The organism is Paenibacillus qinlingensis, assembly GCF_013204845.1.
Classification (GTDB): Bacteria; Bacillota; Bacilli; order Paenibacillales; family NBRC-103111; genus Paenibacillus_E; species Paenibacillus_E qinlingensis.
This window is the reverse complement of record NZ_JABMKY010000001.1, coordinates 504,141-517,998: the sequence shown is the minus strand read 5'-3', so window position 1 is coordinate 517,998 and position 13,858 is coordinate 504,141. Positions and strand designations below refer to the sequence as shown.

Below are 13,858 nucleotides of genomic sequence, written 5' to 3'. Positions count from 1 at the left end.
TATGCATGGAACGTAAGAGTCAAAGCCAAGGGGGAGAGATCTCCGTGGCTTTGACTTTCCGTTTGTAGTCTTGAACATGGGAGTGGAACAAGTGAGTAAACGTGATTATTACGAGGTATTAGGTCTCGGTAAGGATGCTTCGCAGGATGAAATCAAGAAAGCTTACCGCAAAATGGCACGTCAATATCACCCTGACGTCAATAAAGCGGCGGATGCTGAAGATAAGTTCAAAGAAGCTAAGGATGCGTACGATGTTCTAAGTGATGATCAGAAGAAAGCACAATATGATCAGTTTGGCCACGTGGACCCGAATCAAGGGTTTGGCGGGGGGCAAGACTTCGGTGGCGGCTTCGGGGATATCTTTGATATGTTCTTTGGTGGCGGCGGCGGTGGTAATCGTCGTAATCCGAATGCACCGCAGCGTGGTAATGACTTGCAATACACAATGACAGTGGAATTTAAAGAAGCTATCTTCGGTAAAGAAATGGATATCAACATTCCACGAACTGAAAATTGCGATACGTGTCATGGTTCAGGTGCCAAAGCAGGAACAAAGCCAGAAACATGTGGCGGTTGTCATGGCAGCGGGCAACAAGAAGTAGTTCAGAATACAGCATTTGGCCGTATTGTGAATCGCCGCGTGTGTACGTCATGTAATGGTTCCGGTAAAATCATCAAAGAAAAATGCGGAACTTGTCATGGCGCTGGTAAAGTGAAAAAGACGCGCACAATCCACATCAAGATTCCAGCTGGTGTAGATGATGGCGCACAACTTCGCGTTTCGGGTGAAGGCGAAGGCGGAACGCGTGGAGGCCCATCAGGTGACCTTTATGTTGTGATTCGCGTGAAAAATCATGAATTCTTCCAACGTGAAGGTAATGATGTGTACTGTGAAGTGCCATTAACTTTCATGCAGGCGGCGCTTGGGGATGAAATCGAAATCCCTACGCTTACTGAGAAAGTGAAGCTCAAGATTCCAGCAGGTACGCAAACCGATACGTACTTCCGTCTGAAAGGCAAAGGCGTTCCGCATCTGCGCGGCTTCGGTCAAGGGGATCAGCACGTGAAGGTCATCGTGATGACACCGACAAACTTGTCAGAAGATCAGAAGGATTTGTTGCGTCAGTTCGGCAAGCAAAGCGGCGAGCATACGCATGAGCAAAGCCAGTCTATTTTTGAACGTATGAAGAGAGCCTTCTTAGGCGACTAGATAACTAGGGCACCTCGCGTGTTTGGATGACAGATTTAATCTGTTCATTCACACATGCGAGGTGCTTTTTGCTTTTAAGGAGAAATTCTATCATTTCAGTGGATTTGTCCGCCATCGCACCCCCCTCTATCGATAACGGACACAGAAGACACTATTTGTTTAAAATCAGGGCATTTGGAGCGCTAACGGACACAGACGTCACTATTGGGGTTAAAAACAGCTTTTAAGTGGCATTTTTACCGAAAAAGCTGCAACTGTGTCCGTTAGCTATAGAATAGGTGATTTTTAATTGAATTAGCGTATGCTGTGTCCGTTAGGAGGTGAAATCGACTATTGGGCAACCCTGTAACATACCAGCCCCCACCAGGTACCTCGTACCAGCACCAAACACCAAGCACCAAGCACCAAGCACCAAGCACCAAGCACCATGCACCAAGTACCAAGTACCAAGTACCAAGCACCAAGCACCATGTACCTCGTACCAGCACCAAACACCAAGCACCAAACACCAAACACCAAACACCAAGCACTAATTGCTCCAATTGCTGCTCATCGCCACCACCCATCCACTGCACCAAACGGACACAAAAGACACTATTTGTCTTAAATCAGGGCATTTGGAGCGCTAACAGACGCATACATCACCAAACTATAGCTCTCTTTCTCACCCCCATTGATCATCCCTTTACAAATCACATCAAATTTACAAGACCTTCATATGATTTTGACGTTCTCCAAATCTACGAGCCTTATGCTAGGAAGGTGAAATACTATTTTTGGAGGGAAAACATTTGAAAAAAGCGTTAAAGCAATTAATGGGTTCAGGAATGGCAGTTTCTTTATTAACTCTAAGTTTAGCAGGCACAGTCTCCGCTGCAGATTCAGCAACACCATCAACAGTTCAAGCGCCTCCTTCTAAAAATTTAATCGTTCTGATTGGCGATGGGATGGGGCCAGCTGAAGTAACAGCTGCTCGTTACTACGCGAAGAAGTTCCTAGGTAAAGATCGTCTAGAATTAGATGGCGGCTATTACGTGGGGAAAGCGACTACATACTCTCAAGCAAGTCCTTACACAACAGAGTCAGGTACGATTACGGATTCAGCTGCAGCAGCTACTGCTTTCTCAACAGGTAATAAAACGTACAACAATGCGATCAGTGTATCCAATGGGGATGTAGCCAAGCCGTATGCTTCTGTTATCGAAGCAGCAATGAAGCAAGGCAAAGCAACTGGTTTAGTATCAACAGACAATATTACGGGTGCAACTCCTGCTGTATGGGCATCACATGTACGCCAACGCAGCAACCAAAACGCGATTGCTTCCCAATATTTGAACAGCGGTGTTGATGTTATCTTCGGTGGGGGGAAAGTCAACTTCACTACGAAAGAGGACAAAGGCAAGCGTACTGACAAAAATATCATTCCTGATTTTCAAGCAAAGGGCTACCAAACGGCTTTTGATAAAAAAGGTTTAGATGCAATCCCAGCAACAGCAGGCAAAGCACTTGGACTTTTCGCGGATGCTGAAATTCCTTATGTACTTGACCGTACGGATACGGTACCGTCCTTACCACAATTATCCCAAAAAGCACTCGATATTTTATCACAAAATAAAAATGGCTTCGTCTTGTTAGTCGAGCAAGGTCGTATTGACCATGCAGGTCACGCGAACGATCTTCCAGCGAATATTCAAGAGATGTTAGAGTTGGATGCGACATTCAAAACGCTAGTGGATTGGGCTAAAAAAGATGGTAATACATCTGTAGTTGTATCTGCGGATCATGAAACAGGCGGCTTGTCACTAGCAAGAGACAATGTATATGAATTGAACGTAGATTTGTTTAACAAACAGAAGCATTCGTACGAGTACATTGATGGCATCTTGAAAAAAGCTCAAACGGCAGATGATATTCGCAAAATCGTAGCCGACAATATTGGCTTCACGGATCTATCTGATGAGGAAGTACAATTGATTCTGAACGGTGATGGCTCATCTTACGGTCGTGGCGGCGGTTATAATGCAGTCGTGTCGAAGCGTCTAGCGGTAGGCTGGACAGGGCATGGTCACACAGGGGTTGACGTTGGCGTTTGGGCGTACGGTCCGATAGCTGCACTCGTCAAAGGTGATGTGGATAATACGGATATTGCTAAAAGCGGTGCGAAAGTGATTGGCGCTGATTTAGCAGCAGCAACGAAAGAACTTCAAGACAAATATCTGTACCCGATGTTCAAAGTAACGCGGGATTCCAAAACTTTGTTTACTGCAAGGTCATTAGCAGAATCTCTCGAAATTCAAGTAGCATGGGATGAAGCGGCAGGTGCAGTTACTTTTACGAAGGATAGTCAAAAGGTTTCCGTTCTAGTCTCGTCTGGAGCGATCACAGTGAATGGTACAGCAAGTGCATGGGTTGGCAATGTGGATAACGGTAAGTTATATTTGCCGCTAGAAGCTTTTAATCAGCTGACAGGAAAAACATACACGTGGGATTCCTTCAATGAGCGTATTGTGAAAAATTAAACAGTGGAGCAGACGGACATGGGGAGCTCCTTCCCTGTGTCCTCTTTTCTTTTGGAGTCGAATAGAAGCGAGGGACTTACAGATGATTAATCTACAGGGAGTATCGAAATCTTTCCATCTACATGGTCAAAGATTACCTATTTTAGAGGTAGCCCATTGGCATATTCAAAAAGGCGAAAGGATTGCGCTGATGGGAGCGAGCGGCTGTGGAAAAAGCACACTTTTACATCTGCTAAGCGGGATTATAACGGCAGATCAGGGTGAGATTTGGGTGGCAGGACACCCCGTCCATCGCCTCACTGAAAGTAAGCGAGATCGTTTCCGTGCGGAGAATATCGGTTATATTTTTCAAGATTTTCATCTGATAGCATCGTTAACTGTTAGGCAAAATATTGAACTAATCATGCCGCAGACCGGTACAAAGCAGGAGAGAAAGAAGAAGCTCGACAATTGGTTGGAACGAGTGGGCCTGCAGGACCGTGGGCAGCATCTCCCTTCTCAACTATCTCGAGGTCAACAGCAAAGAGCCGCCATCGTTCGGGCATTAATCACCAAGCCTCCTTTGCTATTAGCGGATGAGCCAACGGGCAGCTTGGATTGGGAGACAGCGAGCGAAATGATGACGTTACTGCTTGATATTTGCCGAGATGAGCAATTAACATTACTGACAGTCACGCATGATCGGCATATCGCTGAAATGTTCCCCAAACGTGTGTATATGCAAGAGTTGAACGATCTACTTAGGAGTGTTTCAGTATGAAGGTAATTTCCTTACTTTGGAGTCACATCTGGCATCGCAAAACCTTGTCACTCTTGACCATTAGCTCTGTGGCAATTACAGCAGCGCTTGTTGTATTTCTTTTGTTATGCAGCCAAGGCGTAGAGCAAGGAGCTGAGAAAGGCTATGGCCCCTTCGAAGTCACGATTGGCGCCAAAGGCAGTGCGTCACAGCTTGCGCTTAATACCTATTACCACATCGGCGCGCCGACGGGCAATATTCCTATCACTGTTTTAGAAGATGTACGCAACAATGAATTCGTCGAGTCCGCTTATGCAATGACCACGGGAGATAATTATAATGGTTTTCCGATTGTCGGTATGGAACCCGGTTATTTCTTAACTCGTTATGGTGCTTCGAAACAAATGGCACAAGGTAAGTTATACGGTACGCTAGGAGAAACCATTGTTGGTTCCTATGTGGCTAGCTCTCTGGGTCTTCATGTAGGAGACACTTTCGCAGGTGCACATGGACTTATTCAAGGTTTGGAAGAAGAAGAGGGAGAAGGCGAGGAAGAGGAACATCATCATGCCTTCACCTATACTGTAGTGGGGATATTGCCACCTTTCCATACGTCGGATGATCGAGCTGTTTTCACTACGTTGGACTATGCGTGGGCTGTTCACGAAAGTCAGCCAAATGCGGCTAAAGAGATAACTGCGATCGTTGTTAAACCGAAATCACTACTAGGAGCCCAGACAATCAAAACGGTTTTCACACAATACAGCAATGTGCAGGCTGTTTATACAAGCAAGGCGATTGCCGATGTTGTCAATGTGGTTGATCAAGGGACACAGGCGGTAAAGTTCGTAACAGTGATATGCATTCTGCTAGCGGCGGGATCCATTTTACTATCGTTGACAGCTGCCGTACATGAACGCAAGAGAGACGTCGCACTATTACGACTAATTGGGAAATCAAAGTATTTCATCTGGCTTTCGCTTATTGGTGAGGGCGTTATTTTAACGTTAATTGGCTTAACACTTGGGCTTGCTGCTGGACATATCGGAGGATATATGAGCGGTGATGCAGTCTTTGCACAGACAGGACTACAAATACAGGCAGGAGCTATCGTGCCAGGGGAATCCTTACTAGTAATAGTTACCTTGTTGATCGCGATTGTCGCGTCCATTGGCCCTGCAATTCAAGCTTATCGTGTGGATCCATTGCAATTATTCCGTTCTTGAGGTGACATGAGGATGAAAAATAAACATAGAATCGCTGGGCTGAGTTTGTTTGCCTTGTTCCTTATCCTTTCGGGCTGTGGTCAAAAAAAGGCTGATCTCCCAGGGCAATCCTTCGGAAGTATCGCGTCGAATGTAGAGTCTGTCGTATCTCCGATACCAAGCGATCGTGTCTCCTCCAAGGAGACACTGGAAGAAAAGCCTAAAGCTTTACCTGCCGAAACACCTGGAGCAACATCCCTTGTAACTCCAAGCCCAAGCGCTGTTGTTCAAAAAGATGCAGCAACTGCTTCAACCAATACGGTTTCTCCTATGCCTCCAACACCTTCTCCACAAGTAAAGATTGAAAGCAACAAATCAACACCTGCTGTGTCAACAACTAAGCCCCCTGAGCCTGTTGCAACACTTCCAGTGAAACAACAGCAACTGTCAAACGAACTGAAATGGGACGAATTTTTTGATTCAGTTAAACAGGATACACCTTCCAATAAGTTCTGGGATTTGAATGGGAAAACCGTCCAAATCAAAGGTTTTATGGGAGAGGTACTGTCTTTCGATAAGCATTGGTTTCTACTGATTCCTAAACCTGGTGCTGAGTGTCCTTTTGATAACGGGGATGAAACGTACTGGAATAAGATCATGATTGTATATGTGCCTGATTCAATGAAACTCAGATATACCTCAGGACCTTTGCAGCTCACAGGGAGGCTTGACGTTGGAATTAAACTTGATGAGTCGGGTTATAAAACGATGTTTCGCTTATATGATGCTTCTTTTGAGAAAATAAAGGAATAAACGTGATTTGGCGTTTGCATAAAACGATACCCGTTCGCAAATGATATATGGGGCTATCATGAAAGAGAATAGGGATATTTGGAGGCATGCGAACATGAATCAAAAGAATAACAATCAAGCACAAAGCAAACTACCCGTTGCTAAGCAAGAGGATGTAGAATTTTCAGCGGAAGTAGCCGATAAAGATGATTTTGAGGCTGCTGAGCGCGCGCAAGCGGCAGATGATCGTCAGGAAGATCAGTAATGACTGAAAGAGGGATTCTTGCCTATTTTCATTCTCCCGAACAAGCGGAAGGTGTTGCTTCAAAATTGAAAGCCTTGCGCGCGGTAGATGTGCAGGTTGATCGTTTTACGAATGATATCGGCAGTGGCATTGAGATGTCCATGGCAGATAGCATGATTAGTCAAGATCATGAGGTCGATACAGTGGGACTTGATATTGTATTGGCAGCCGTTATTGACGAGCAGTGTTATGAACAGGCTATCCGCGTGATTGAAACAGCAGGTGGCTCGGTTTAAATAAGAAGCACCTGTTCCATTTGACCTCAAATATCGAGGCCGACAGGACAGGTGCTTTTTAGTGTGGAAAAATTACCACTAATTATTCAACGCTCATCAATTTGACGAGTTTATCTGGATAGTTCGTAATAATGCTGGACACACCAAGCGCCAACATCCGTCTCATCATCCGTGTATCATTAACAGTCCAAACATAAACTTCTTTATGGTGATTCTCGGCGAGCCTCATGAAAGATTCATTCACAAGGGGGTAGGCCGCAGAAATAACATCATAATCAGAGCTTTTCATCAATTGATCAAGATCTTCTGTGTTTTGGCCAACGATGAGGCCAGTTTTAATGGCAGCGTTAAGTGATTTCACTTTATGCAAAAGCTCTGCATCGAAAGAAGTCACCGTACATTCTTTAACAAAATTATGTGATTGGATGATGTCCACTGTTTTTTGTGCGAGATCTACCACATGACCATTATTTTTCAACTCGATATTTAGTTTCAAGTGACCTTTGGCGAGAGAAATAACTTCATCCAGCGTAGGAACATGCTCATCTTTGTAATCCTTATGATACCAGTTTCCTGCACTTGCTTGTTTGAGTTCAGATGAGGTGACGTCCCACATATTTTTATTGATACCGGTCGTCCTATAAGCACTATTGTCATGCATAAGCATGACGACACCGTCAGCAGTTTCTTGCACATCTAACTCCGCGTATCCTGCGTGATCGGTGATGGCTTGTTGAAATGCAGCTAGCGTATTCTCAGGTGTACTCCCTGAACTTCCGCGATGCGCTGTAACTTGACTATAATTTTCAGCCATCATGGTTTTGGTAGTCAGTGGTGCGATGAGTGCCATTGCAAGGAAAATAGGAAGAATCATGAGTGTTTTGCGCATAGGATGTCTCCGTTCTTACGATACATAATGATGATGACTGTTTCAATGTAACACCCAAGTGTTAGAACTGTGTTAAGAAAAATAAAAAAGCGCTTACATTGTTGACTCCATTTTACCCCAGAAGCGAAGTGTAGTACAATGTTCTTTGTGAAAATAGCCCTTAAGGGAGATATTTCGCATAGGGAATAACCGACAGGAGGAGCAATACCGATGCTTTGGCAAGAATTAACTGTATATACGACAGAAGAAGCAATTGAAATGATAACTAACTTTGTTCATGAATTGGGAGCTGGAGGTGTTTCCATTGAGGAATCCGGCACCTTAAATAAAGAGAGAGATACGTCGTTTGGTCAATTATACGAAACGCCATTTAACGATATCCCGGAAGGTAGAGCTGTGATCAAAGGTTACTTCTACCACGGCACCGACATGGAGCCTGTTCTGGCAAATTTGAAGGCTTCTGTGGAACAATTGGCGGATTTTGATATTGATACGGGGAACCCGACATTTGAGGTTGTTGAAGTCGATGATGAAGACTGGGCGCATGCATGGAAAACATATTTCAAACCAATTCGCGTATCCGATCGTTTGACGATTAAACCGACCTGGGAAGAATATACGGCTTCGCCAGGAGAACTGATTTTGGAGCTGGATCCGGGGATGGCGTTCGGGACAGGTACACATGCCACAACTTCACTTTGTTTGAAAACGTTGGAGAAAGTTCTTCAGCCTGGTGACGATGTGATCGATGTGGGAACCGGATCAGGTATTCTTTCCATTGCAGCAGCTAAGCTTGGTGCGAAGCATGTACTTGCTGTGGATCTGGATCCCGTAGCGGTTACAAGTGCGTTGGATAATACGAAGCAAAACCAACTCGAAGAACAAATTACTGTGAAACTTAGTGATCTTCTTGGCGTACTTAAAGAAAGCGAGTCCGAAGGGGATGCAGGATTAGGTGTTTCCATTCCTGTTCAGCTCGTTGTTGCGAATATTTTGGCTGAGGTCATTGTCATGTTCGTTGATGATGTGTACGAGGTGTTGCAGCATGGTGGTTATTACATAACTTCAGGGATCATTACGAACAAAGAAGCGGATGTAGAAAAAGCACTGGTTGCAGCTAAATTCACGATCGTAGAGAAAAACTATGATTCGAATTGGGTTGTGATCGTAGCTAGAAAGCTGTAGGTGTTGGCTCATGGGAGGCTTATTATTTTATGATTGGAGCACGTTGCCGTTTGTGATTTTGGTACTTGTGCTTTCGTTTACGATTCATGAATGGGCGCATGCGTATAGCGCCTATAAATTAGGAGATGATACGGCTTATAAATTTGGTCGGGTTTCGTTGAATCCGATGGTCCATCTGGACTTATTTGGATCCATTATGATGCTGATTGCAGGCTTTGGTTGGGCAAAACCGGTGCCTGTAAACCGAGGGAATTTCAAGCGTCCTCGCTTGTATGGGATTATGGTGACCGCAGCGGGTCCGCTTAGTAACTTGATTATGGCCTTTATTACCATTATTATTGTCGTGCTTTTTGAGAAATACGGCTGGTTGAATGGGATGTCAAAGGGAAGTGGAGAAGCGATTGTTCAGTTCTTAAATAAAATGCTGAGTATCAATATCACGTTATTTTTATTTAACTTAATTCCAATTCCTCCGCTTGATGGCTATCGAATTATTCAAGATTTGGTTGATTTCAAATACACGGAAGCTGTTCAAAAATTTGAACAATGGGCATCGGTTATTTTTCTTGTCATAGTATTCGTAGGCCCGCTGCGTCGCGTAACTCTTGATCCGTATTTGAGATTAGGAAATAAAATCATTATCCAATTCTATGATATGGTCTCAGGTATATTGGGCATGTAATCCTGACCAGACAGTTCCATATGGATTTTCAAGCTCAAACGAGGTATGATGGTGTGTGGAAGTTCTACCTGCAATAAGCTATTCAAATGATGTTCACATGAACGAAGATAGAGAGGCTTTGACTATGCAACGTTATTTTCTACCGCCCCAGCAATTCCATACTGCTACACAAACAGTCACCATTGAGGGGGACGACGCGCATCATCTCGGCCGCGTCATGCGAGCAGAAGTAGGAGATCAAGTGATCTGCAGCAATGGTGTTGATCGAGAGGTGCTCGTTCGTATCACTCACTTGGATAAGGGAGCTGTTACAGCGGAAATCGTGGAAGAGCTCGCGATGGATGCGGAAGCGGCAGTTGACGTGTGGATTGCACAGAGCTTACCCAAAGGCGATAAAATGGAGCTTATTATTCAAAAAGGGACTGAGATCGGGGCAGCCCGGTTTCTTCCTTTTTTATCTGAACGAACCATTGTGCAATACGATGCGAAGAAAGAAGCTAAGCGCACGGAGCGTTGGCAGAAAATCGCGAAGGAAGCAGCAGAGCAAGCTCATCGCAACCGTGTCCCGCAGATTGAATCCGTCTACTCGTGGAAGCAACTGTTACAGAGGGCGAAGGAAGCCGATGTCGCTTGGATTTGTTATGAGAAAGAAGATGGAGGGCAACTGAAACCTGCGATTCAGTCCGCGATAGCAGCAGGGCAAATTGCACCAGGTAAGCAAGTGTTGATTGCGGTAGGCCCCGAGGGTGGATTCACAGAGCAAGAAATTAAGCAAGCTGAAGAAGCTGGCTTTCGCTCGGTTTCGCTGGGGAATCGTATTTTACGGACGGAGACGGCTGCTATGGTCGGCCTTACGTGTCTGTTCTATGAAACCGGAGAAATGGGAGGATAAGCGAAAATGGCAACGGTAGCGTTTCATACACTAGGATGTAAAGTGAACTTTTATGATACAGAAGCAATTTGGCAGCTTTTCAAAAATGAGGGCTATGAGCAAGTTGATTTCGAGAATACAGCAGATGTCTATGTGATTAACACATGTACGGTTACGAATACTGGGGATAAGAAAAGTCGCCAAATGATTCGTCGTGCGATTCGTCGTAATCCAGAAGCAATTGTCGCTGTAACGGGTTGTTACGCACAAACATCACCAGCTGAAATTATGGCTATTCCAGGCGTAGATATGGTGATCGGGACGCAGGATCGTGAGAAAATCATTCCAATCGTGAAGCAATTTGAGTCAGATCGTCAACCGATTAATGCCGTTCGCAACATCATGAAAACCCGCACTTTCGAAGAATTGGACGTGCCTGATTTTGCTGATCGCACAAGGGCTTTTCTGAAAATTCAAGAAGGCTGCAACAACTTCTGTACCTTCTGCATTATTCCTTGGTCACGTGGACTTATGCGTAGTCGGGCACCGGAAAGCGTAATTGCGCAAGCGGAACAGCTGGTTGCAGCAGGTTATCAAGAAATCGTACTCACAGGTATTCATACTGGGGGCTATGGCGAAGATATTGAAGACTACAGCTTGGCGAAGCTTCTCAAGGATTTGGATAAAGTGGAAGGCTTGAAGCGCATTCGGATTTCATCCATTGAAGCTAGCCAAATTACAGATGAAGTTATTGATGTACTGAAATCTTCGGACAAAATGTGCCGTCATCTGCATATCCCATTGCAAGCGGGCGATGATCAGGTGCTTGCGCGGATGCGACGGAAATATACGACGGCTGAGTTCGCTCGCAAAATTGAGCGTCTGCACGAAATTATGCCAGATGTCGCGATCACGACGGATGTTATTGTTGGTTTCCCAGGTGAAACAGAAGAAATGTTCCGTGACGGTTATAAGTTCATGGAGCAAATGAAGTTCTCCGAAATGCACGTTTTCCCTTACTCCAAGCGGACAGGTACACCTGCTGCGCGGATGGAGGATCAAGTGGATGAAGAAATCAAAAACGCGCGTGTTCACGAACTCATTGATCTATCTGAGAAAATGCAGTTGGCGTATGCGCAGAAATTTGTTGGGCAAGTCCTGGAAGTCATTCCAGAACGTACCTACAAAGGCGCTCCAGATAGCGGTTTGTATAGTGGTTATTCCGATAACTATGTGCAGTTAGTTTTTGAAGGTTCAGAAGAGATGATCGGTCAAGTGTGCCGTGTGAAGGTTACGGAAGCCGGTGTAAATGAAAGTAAGGGTCAACTCGTACGCATTCTTGAAGGCGTAGTGAATTTGTAAGTGAAGGTGTAAGGCAATTACCTACCTCTACGCGTGGTCGTTCCTTAGAATGACTGCGATAGAGGTTTTCTCGATTACACGGGAGCCCAAAGCTATGGACGAAATGACTAAATCAGATGAGGTGCTTCATAATGACATTGAATGCAAAAGAAATTGCTAGTTATATTGACCATACGTTATTGAAAGCAGATGCAAGCACAGCGGCGATTCATAAATTGTGTGAGGAAGCTGCCCAACATCAATTTTTTAGTGTTTGTGTGAATTCGCAGTTTGTAGCCACAGCTGCCAAAGCATTGGAAGGCACGGGTGTAAAGGTTGCAGCTGTAGTTGGCTTCCCACTTGGTGCGAGTTTAAGTGAAGTTAAAGCATTCGAAGCGACCAAAGCTGTTGAAAATGGCGCTGCTGAAATCGATACCGTTTTACCTATTGGATTGCTGCTCGAAGGACAATTGGATGCAGTTCGTTCTGATATTAAACAAGTCGTTGATGCAGTAAAAGGAAAAGCTATCGTCAAAGTGATCATGGAAACAGGTTTCCTGAATGATGAGCAGAAAGCAACTGCTTGCCGACTTTCAGAAGAAGCAGGTGCTCATTTCGTGAAAACATCGACTGGCTTTGGACCTGGTGGAGCTACGGTAGAAGATGTTCGCTTGATGCGTCAACATGTGTCCAGCACGATTGGTGTGAAAGCTTCTGGCGGCGTGCGCGACGTAGAGACGGCGATTGCGATGATTGAAGCAGGAGCAACGAGATTAGGGACTAGCTCTGGAGTAGCTATTGTGAACGGAACTCAAGGCGCTTCCACATACTAAGATAGCAGAGAGGCAACGCAACTAAGGAGCCTACGATGTTGAAAATGGTTTGGGAACGGGCAATCTGTGAAGCGGCGTCATCAGCAAGCAGTCCTGAAAGACTAACGAGCACATGGATAAACGGGTAAAAGAGGATCGCACCTCCGACATTGAGCAGTACATGCGACCAGGCGACGTATCGTCCTGCGCGTGAACTGCTCATACCTGCTATTAAGGCGGTTACGCAGGTGCCGACATTGGCACCAATGGTAATGGCAACGCCGAGCTCGACGGGGATAGCCCCAGTGGCAGCGAGGCTCATCGCCATCGCAATGACGGCTGCGCTGCTATGCACGAGCGCGGTCACCGCTGCGCCTGCGAGGATGCCCCAGAGCAGGCTCGTTTGCGCCTGGTGCACGAACCAGGCGAACAGACCGCGGGACTGCAGCGCAGGCCCGATGGTTTGCATGATCTCGATGCCGAGCAGCACGAGAGAGAAGCCCGCCACCGCTAGCGAGCCATAGCGGACGCTGCGCAGCCATTGGCGGCCGCCGTCATGCGCGGCGGTCTGATCCAGGCCAAGCCCTTGCGCTGCAGGCGGTAAGGGCCCAGCCAGCCAGCTCGCCAGCCAAACGCTGGCGCTGGCGATCAGGATCGGCACGCCGATGCCACCCAAGCTGAGCCCGATCAGCTCAGTGGTGAGGCACGTGCCGATGTTCGTTCCGAGAATCACGCCTAGTGTTCTCGGGAAGGACAGGATGCCAGCGCCGACGAGGCCGATGGCGATGACTGTGATGGCGGTGCTGCTCTGCAGCGCCGCAGTGAGCACGGTGCCGGTGATAAGGCCGCGCACCGGCGTTCGGGTAAACCGCTCCAGCCACAGCTGGAGGCGGGGGCCTGCCCAGGTCTGAAGCGAGGTTTCCATGAGCTTCATCCCCAGCAGAAATAAGATAAAGCCTGTAGCAACAGGCAGTATAATAGCATGAATCATGAGAGGATCTCCTTTTCGTGACGTACGACGTTTTCAACCAATATATGTGACCGTAAAGACAAGCATGACAAGCCAGATGGTA

General features: G+C 46.1%; 15 protein-coding genes. 12 read left to right on the top strand and 3 right to left on the bottom strand.

What is annotated here, in order from left to right; translation table 11 throughout:
* The first annotated feature begins 76 nt into the window (after nt 1-76).
* Nucleotides 77-1,210: a molecular chaperone DnaJ gene (dnaJ, locus tag HQN88_RS02580; RefSeq protein WP_216855592.1), complete on the top strand. Its 1,134-nt coding sequence runs from the start codon at nt 77-79 to the stop codon at nt 1,208-1,210.
* Between the two features lie 263 nt (nt 1,211-1,473).
* Here the strand turns inward: dnaJ and HQN88_RS02575 are convergent, their stop codons facing one another.
* A complete protein-coding gene (locus HQN88_RS02575) occupies nt 1,474-1,776 on the bottom strand; it encodes a hypothetical protein (protein WP_173108656.1) in 303 nt (100 codons plus the stop codon).
* A 225-nt stretch (nt 1,777-2,001) separates the two neighbouring features.
* Here HQN88_RS02575 and HQN88_RS02570 point away from each other — a divergent pair, with 225 nt between their 5' ends.
* The 6 genes from HQN88_RS02570 to HQN88_RS02545 all read left to right on the top strand — a co-directional run bounded on the left by HQN88_RS02570 (nt 2,002) and on the right by HQN88_RS02545 (nt 7,005).
* A complete protein-coding gene (locus HQN88_RS02570; protein ID WP_337995212.1) occupies nt 2,002-3,729 on the top strand; it encodes an alkaline phosphatase in 1,728 nt (575 codons plus the stop codon).
* Between the two features lie 82 nt (nt 3,730-3,811).
* Nucleotides 3,812-4,489: an ABC transporter ATP-binding protein gene (locus tag HQN88_RS02565; protein WP_173108655.1), complete on the top strand. Its 678-nt coding sequence runs from the start codon at nt 3,812-3,814 to the stop codon at nt 4,487-4,489.
* Nucleotides 4,486-5,694 carry an ABC transporter permease gene (locus tag HQN88_RS02560; RefSeq protein ID WP_173108654.1) on the top strand — a complete coding sequence of 403 codons (1,209 nt, stop codon included), beginning with the start codon at nt 4,486-4,488 and terminating at the stop codon, nt 5,692-5,694. Before HQN88_RS02565 ends, HQN88_RS02560 begins: the two co-directional genes overlap by 4 nt.
* Before the next feature lie 12 nt (nt 5,695-5,706).
* Nucleotides 5,707-6,486 (top strand): hypothetical protein, encoded by a 780-nt coding sequence (locus HQN88_RS37465; protein WP_246320008.1) that lies wholly within the window; start codon nt 5,707-5,709, stop codon nt 6,484-6,486.
* A gap of 94 nt (nt 6,487-6,580) precedes the next feature.
* A complete protein-coding gene (locus HQN88_RS02550; protein ID WP_173108653.1) occupies nt 6,581-6,730 on the top strand; it encodes a YfhD family protein in 150 nt (49 codons plus the stop codon).
* Nucleotides 6,730-7,005, top strand: a complete 276-nt coding sequence (locus HQN88_RS02545; RefSeq protein WP_173108652.1) for a hypothetical protein — start codon at nt 6,730-6,732, stop codon at nt 7,003-7,005. Before HQN88_RS02550 ends, HQN88_RS02545 begins: the two co-directional genes overlap by 1 nt.
* Before the next feature lie 82 nt (nt 7,006-7,087).
* Here HQN88_RS02545 and HQN88_RS02540 read toward each other — a convergent pair whose 3' ends face one another.
* Nucleotides 7,088-7,894, bottom strand: coding sequence for a glycerophosphodiester phosphodiesterase (locus tag HQN88_RS02540; RefSeq protein WP_173108651.1), 807 nt, complete (start codon nt 7,892-7,894; stop codon nt 7,088-7,090).
* Nucleotides 7,895-8,104: 210 nt separating this feature from the next.
* On the opposite strand from HQN88_RS02540, the gene prmA reads away from it, so the two are divergent.
* The 5 genes from prmA (at nt 8,105) to deoC (ending at nt 12,806) form a co-directional block, all read left to right on the top strand.
* A complete protein-coding gene (gene prmA, locus HQN88_RS02535; protein WP_173108650.1) occupies nt 8,105-9,079 on the top strand; it encodes a 50S ribosomal protein L11 methyltransferase in 975 nt (324 codons plus the stop codon).
* Between the two features lie 10 nt (nt 9,080-9,089).
* Nucleotides 9,090-9,761, top strand: coding sequence for a site-2 protease family protein (locus tag HQN88_RS02530; protein ID WP_173108649.1), 672 nt, complete (start codon nt 9,090-9,092; stop codon nt 9,759-9,761).
* Nucleotides 9,762-9,885: 124 nt separating this feature from the next.
* Complete coding sequence (locus HQN88_RS02525; RefSeq protein ID WP_173108648.1) at nt 9,886-10,653, top strand: 16S rRNA (uracil(1498)-N(3))-methyltransferase; 768 nt, start codon at nt 9,886-9,888, stop codon at nt 10,651-10,653.
* 6 nt (nt 10,654-10,659) lie between these two features.
* Entirely contained in the window at nt 10,660-11,994 is a 1,335-nt protein-coding gene (mtaB, locus tag HQN88_RS02520; protein ID WP_173108647.1) for a tRNA (N(6)-L-threonylcarbamoyladenosine(37)-C(2))-methylthiotransferase MtaB, read from the top strand.
* Between the two features lie 131 nt (nt 11,995-12,125).
* Entirely contained in the window at nt 12,126-12,806 is a 681-nt protein-coding gene (gene deoC / locus HQN88_RS02515) for a deoxyribose-phosphate aldolase (protein WP_173108646.1), read from the top strand.
* On the opposite strand, the gene HQN88_RS02510 is transcribed toward deoC, so the two are convergent.
* Entirely contained in the window at nt 12,769-13,776 is a 1,008-nt protein-coding gene (locus HQN88_RS02510) for a Na/Pi cotransporter family protein (RefSeq protein ID WP_173108645.1), read from the bottom strand. The two genes, deoC and HQN88_RS02510, sit on opposite strands and share 38 nt — an antisense overlap.
* Between the last annotated feature and the right edge of the window lie 82 nt (nt 13,777-13,858).

Bases quoted from the DNA above. Each gene is read 5' to 3' on its own strand.
- dnaJ (WP_216855592.1), top strand. From the start codon at position 77: ATGGGAGTGGAACAAGTGAGTAAACGTGATTATTACGAGGTATTAGGT.
- HQN88_RS02575 (WP_173108656.1), bottom strand. From the start codon at position 1,776: ATGGGTGGTGGCGATGAGCAGCAATTGGAGCAATTAGTGCTTGGTGTT.
- HQN88_RS02565 (WP_173108655.1), top strand. From the start codon at position 3,812: ATGATTAATCTACAGGGAGTATCGAAATCTTTCCATCTACATGGTCAA.
- HQN88_RS02560 (WP_173108654.1), top strand. From the start codon at position 4,486: ATGAAGGTAATTTCCTTACTTTGGAGTCACATCTGGCATCGCAAAACC.
- HQN88_RS37465 (WP_246320008.1), top strand. From the start codon at position 5,707: ATGAAAAATAAACATAGAATCGCTGGGCTGAGTTTGTTTGCCTTGTTC.
- HQN88_RS02550 (WP_173108653.1), top strand. From the start codon at position 6,581: ATGAATCAAAAGAATAACAATCAAGCACAAAGCAAACTACCCGTTGCT.
- HQN88_RS02545 (WP_173108652.1), top strand. From the start codon at position 6,730: ATGACTGAAAGAGGGATTCTTGCCTATTTTCATTCTCCCGAACAAGCG.
- HQN88_RS02540 (WP_173108651.1), bottom strand. From the start codon at position 7,894: ATGCGCAAAACACTCATGATTCTTCCTATTTTCCTTGCAATGGCACTC.
- prmA (WP_173108650.1), top strand. From the start codon at position 8,105: ATGCTTTGGCAAGAATTAACTGTATATACGACAGAAGAAGCAATTGAA.
- HQN88_RS02530 (WP_173108649.1), top strand. From the start codon at position 9,090: ATGGGAGGCTTATTATTTTATGATTGGAGCACGTTGCCGTTTGTGATT.
- HQN88_RS02525 (WP_173108648.1), top strand. From the start codon at position 9,886: ATGCAACGTTATTTTCTACCGCCCCAGCAATTCCATACTGCTACACAA.
- mtaB (WP_173108647.1), top strand. From the start codon at position 10,660: ATGGCAACGGTAGCGTTTCATACACTAGGATGTAAAGTGAACTTTTAT.
- deoC (WP_173108646.1), top strand. From the start codon at position 12,126: ATGACATTGAATGCAAAAGAAATTGCTAGTTATATTGACCATACGTTA.
- HQN88_RS02510 (WP_173108645.1), bottom strand. From the start codon at position 13,776: ATGATTCATGCTATTATACTGCCTGTTGCTACAGGCTTTATCTTATTT.